Source organism: Streptomyces sp. NPDC005202 (assembly GCF_040608235.1).
Lineage (GTDB): Bacteria > Actinomycetota > Actinomycetes > Streptomycetales > Streptomycetaceae > Streptomyces.
On record NZ_JBEXHW010000082.1, the window covers coordinates 1 to 3433 of the forward strand.

Consider the following 3433-nt stretch of genomic DNA (forward strand, 5'->3'; position numbering starts at 1 on the left):
GAATCCCCGGAACTACCTGGCCTTTCTCGGTCTCGCCGCCGCCCTGTGCTGCTACAAGCGCCTCGTCCGCCTCACCACGTAGGACACGGTCTTAGCCACCTCCCCGGTCCGGGTTCCCGCGTCGAGCAAGACCAGGGGCCCACTCGTGCACATTGCGGGCAGGTCCCAAAACCTGCCCGAGTTGCCAACCAGCGTACGGCCCCCTGATCATGCTCGACCCCAGACCCGGCAGGACACCGGCCAAACCCGCCTCCGCCGCCCTGAGCACGACCTTACGCTGAACTCCGACGGGTCAGATCTTCAAATAGTGATTCGCTGCCGCAGCCCGCTTCAGTTGGTCCGCGTGAGTATCCAGGAGGATGCGGGCCCCCTCAATTAATGCCACTCAGAACATTTCGCCGTCCTTGGTGAATGGTCAACAAATATTGCCGCGTACCGCGGCGCTGTCGGTTTTGTGCTTCTTCAGGCGGCGGAGAGCCCGGCAGCGCCCTTGCGGTTGAGGTCGGTCACGCCCACGTGAGTGGCATATGGTTGAAATCTGTGTGTCCCGGGGGGATGGCGTTTCCCTGGTAAACATTTTATCGCCAAGCAGATCACGACCCCGTGTCTGCAAAAGAGGGGAGCGCATGGAATGGAACAGAAGCGCAAGATTGCCGCAGCGCTGACCGCCACAGCCATCATGACGGTCATCGGGGCTGGCGGAGCAGAAGCTCAGACGCAGCCTGAGGCAGGAAATGCGGCGCGGCTCGTAGACGCTCGTCCGAAGCCGGAGCGCGGCTGTTACGACATCGACTCTGCAGGGAATGAAGGTGCCGTAGCGGCCGGAGTAGGCAAGAAGTACGTCTCGGTGGTGTGTGACGGTAAGGTGTACGTCTTGTCGATCAATGAGTCGACCACACCGCCTACCCCTGTTGGTGGCTGGCAGTCTGTGGGAGGCCCCTCCAACGTCGTCGATGCCACACTGGCATCTAATACCGACGATGTCCAAGGCGGCCCGGTATTCGTCACCGCGTTGACTTCGACGGGAGAGGTGTGGGAGGGCGTATGCCCCAGTACTTTGCCGCTCGGGCCGTGCACGTTCACGCAGCTGCCCAAGCCGCCTCAGTGACCCGAGGCGAACACCCGAACCCCGTCGGCGGGCTCGCCGTGGCGTAGTTCGTTCCCGGTGGCGTGACTCTCCTTGTCGTTAAACCCCGGTGCGTTCGTCTCGCGCCGGGGTTCGCCGTTTTTCCGGACAGCAGGCGCGGCCGTCCCTCAAGCTTCGAGATGTCGAGTAACGGAGCGCGCGGAAACGCCCCCGCCGTCGAGGCGTTGGGCGTCTTGTCCTGGCTTCGGATCGAGTTCTACGACTGCCTGTACACTCGCGCTGATGCGCTCTTTGAGCTCACCGAGGCGGTGCTGTGCGCAGACGGGCCGGTGAAGACGCTGGTCGAGCTGACCTTGGCGGCCGAGCATCGTCGTGGGCACGGTGCGATGTACCAGGCGTTACGGCGCGGGATACGAGACCGACGAAAGCGAGCAGCCCATCGACCAGACTCTGAGCGAGCACGGCATCGACGTTCCGGCCTTGGCCGCGAGGAACGGCATCGGTCGATTCGAGATCACGGACAAGTGGCGCGACTGGTGACCTCCGCTGTACAGCAGCGCAGTACAGCAACCACAGCAACCGCCCCGTCCGGCAGCGCCGCTGTAGAGCTTGCGGGCGACCGGAATGACCGCCGCTGACCGATCCAGCTGGAGCTACGGATCAGAAGGTTATGAGGGGGGTGGGTACGGAGCCATTCGGCGTCCCGGACCGTGCAGGTCCGGAGACTCCTATCCGGCCACCCCCCTAGGCCGCCGTGTCCCCCAGCGAGGACATCGAACCGGCCCATCTCTGCCCCGGAAGCTAACACCCGCTGCCGACAACGGCCTTGTGGCCACGGTTGGCGCCGACGAATGGCCGTGCCAGACCCGTGCCAGATCCTGCGGGGAACCACGGGGAACACCGGGGATCAAGTCGGTGGCCGACCTGGCGCCGACACCACTCCGCCGCAGGTCAACACGGCAATCAGCTCTAGATCACCTGAGCTTCCCACGCTGCGTGCTGGCGCCCGCCATCCGGTTGGCGCTGACGTCGTGCTCCGCCCCGGCTGATCCTCAGATCCTTGCCGATGCCCTCGAAGGTGTGGCTCGGGTCCGACAGGTACAGCGCGACCGCGTCCGCCTTGAACTCGGGCGAGTAGACCTTCATCACCAAAAGCTACCCGACCCCTGCGGGGGCCGGAGTCAGAGGTGTCCACCACTCGGGGACAGGTCCCACCCGTGCCTGCCAGGAGCTTTGTTGTTCCATACAGCCTGCGTCGGCCTTGCCACCCCGACCACACCGTTGTGCTGGAAGGGATCTCACCGACCGGCGGTCAGGCTGCCGATCAGAAGGAGACGCTGACGCCAGCCTGGTGGTACTGGCCGATGACGCCCAGGGCCTCGTTCTTGGCTGCGTCGATCTGAGCCAGGACACACGAGTCGCTGACCGCCGTGGGGCCGGCGATGACACTGGCGTGCGGGCTCAGGCCGCCGGAGACGTTGTCGAGCTCGGCATCGGAGATCTCAACGGTCTGAACCTGAGGAGCGGAGTTCATGATGAAACTTCCCTTCGCATGGATGTTCCACAAGGGGGAGCGGCCCCGCTGGGGACTGACGGCGGGCCGCGACCGCAGGCGTGCGACATCCGTTTCCGGAAACCTTCGCGCGACCCCGGCGGCGCAAAGGATCTAATCACGGAGCGCGCCGGGCATCCAATCAATCGGCGTTCCCGCCACGGCAGTTGAACGCACCGGTTACTGATCCGTGCGGGCCTGAACACGAATTGAGGGCAGCTTCTCCACATGCTGCGCGGCACCGGGAGGTGACTGGTATTGCCATGGTGGTTCCGAACGGGACACTCCCCACCAACAGGGCACCATCCGGCAGCCTCTCGTGCAGAACCAACGCACCCCGTGCCGCAGTTGCGCATTCGATGTGCAGATTCAATGAATCTGGACTACCGCCCCACCCTCGGGAACTGACCGCTGTCGATCGATAGCGGACCGTGTGCAGCGGAGACTGTCTGCGAAAGCACAGGTCACCAAAGTCCCCGGCAAGGCTCAGGGGCAAGAAGACACCATGCCCACCCGATGGCTGTCCGCCGACCCCACGCCTTCCCCTTACCCATAGAGGCCCCGCCCCGTAGGTCAGAGTGATGGGGTGAAGCCGGCAGACTGATCCAGGTGGAACGGGGGGCCCGGCATCGTAGGGGCCCACCCCTGCCGGAGAGCAAGTTCGACGGCTTGGGCAACATCGACCGGCAGGACGGCCTTAGCTTGTTGTTTAACCTCGGCGGTTCACCTGACCCGCTGATCTTGGTTGCTTCCTGAGACAGCAGGGCGGCCGTTCTTCACGCTTCGAGGTGTCG

Annotated in this window: 3 protein-coding genes and 2 pseudogenes; 3 read left to right on the forward strand and 2 right to left on the reverse strand. The window is 64.4% G+C overall.

Annotated elements, in window-relative coordinates; translation table 11 throughout:
* Nucleotides 1–631 precede the first annotated feature (631 nt).
* From ABZV31_RS38115 to ABZV31_RS38125, 3 genes and pseudogenes are all read left to right on the forward strand, one after another.
* Nucleotides 632–1108: a hypothetical protein gene (locus ABZV31_RS38115; RefSeq protein ID WP_355901457.1), complete on the forward strand. Its 477-nt coding sequence runs from the start codon at nucleotides 632–634 to the stop codon at nucleotides 1106–1108.
* A 158-nt stretch (nucleotides 1109–1266) separates the two neighbouring features.
* Nucleotides 1267–1497: pseudogene (locus ABZV31_RS38120) on the forward strand (transposase); the annotation flags it as partial.
* Nucleotides 1469–1627 carry a hypothetical protein gene (locus ABZV31_RS38125; RefSeq protein ID WP_355901460.1) on the forward strand — a complete coding sequence of 53 codons (159 nt, stop codon included), beginning with the start codon at nucleotides 1469–1471 and terminating at the stop codon, nucleotides 1625–1627. The pseudogene ABZV31_RS38120 and the gene ABZV31_RS38125, both read left to right, overlap by 29 nt.
* A 501-nt stretch (nucleotides 1628–2128) precedes the next feature.
* Here ABZV31_RS38125 and ABZV31_RS38130 read toward each other — a convergent pair.
* Nucleotides 2129–2239 (reverse strand): annotated as a pseudogene (locus ABZV31_RS38130) (transposase); the annotation flags it as partial.
* 172 nt (nucleotides 2240–2411) lie between these two features.
* Nucleotides 2412–2621 carry a hypothetical protein gene (locus ABZV31_RS38135; RefSeq protein WP_355901458.1) on the reverse strand — a complete coding sequence of 70 codons (210 nt, stop codon included), beginning with the start codon at nucleotides 2619–2621 and terminating at the stop codon, nucleotides 2412–2414.
* Nucleotides 2622–3433 lie beyond the last annotated feature (812 nt).

What these genes read in the sequence shown, in the direction of transcription:
- ABZV31_RS38115 (WP_355901457.1), top strand. Translation starts at nt 632, where the DNA reads ATGGAACAGAAGCGCAAGATTGCCGCAGCGCTGACCGCCACAGCCATC.
- ABZV31_RS38135 (WP_355901458.1), bottom strand. Translation starts at nt 2,621, where the DNA reads ATGAACTCCGCTCCTCAGGTTCAGACCGTTGAGATCTCCGATGCCGAG.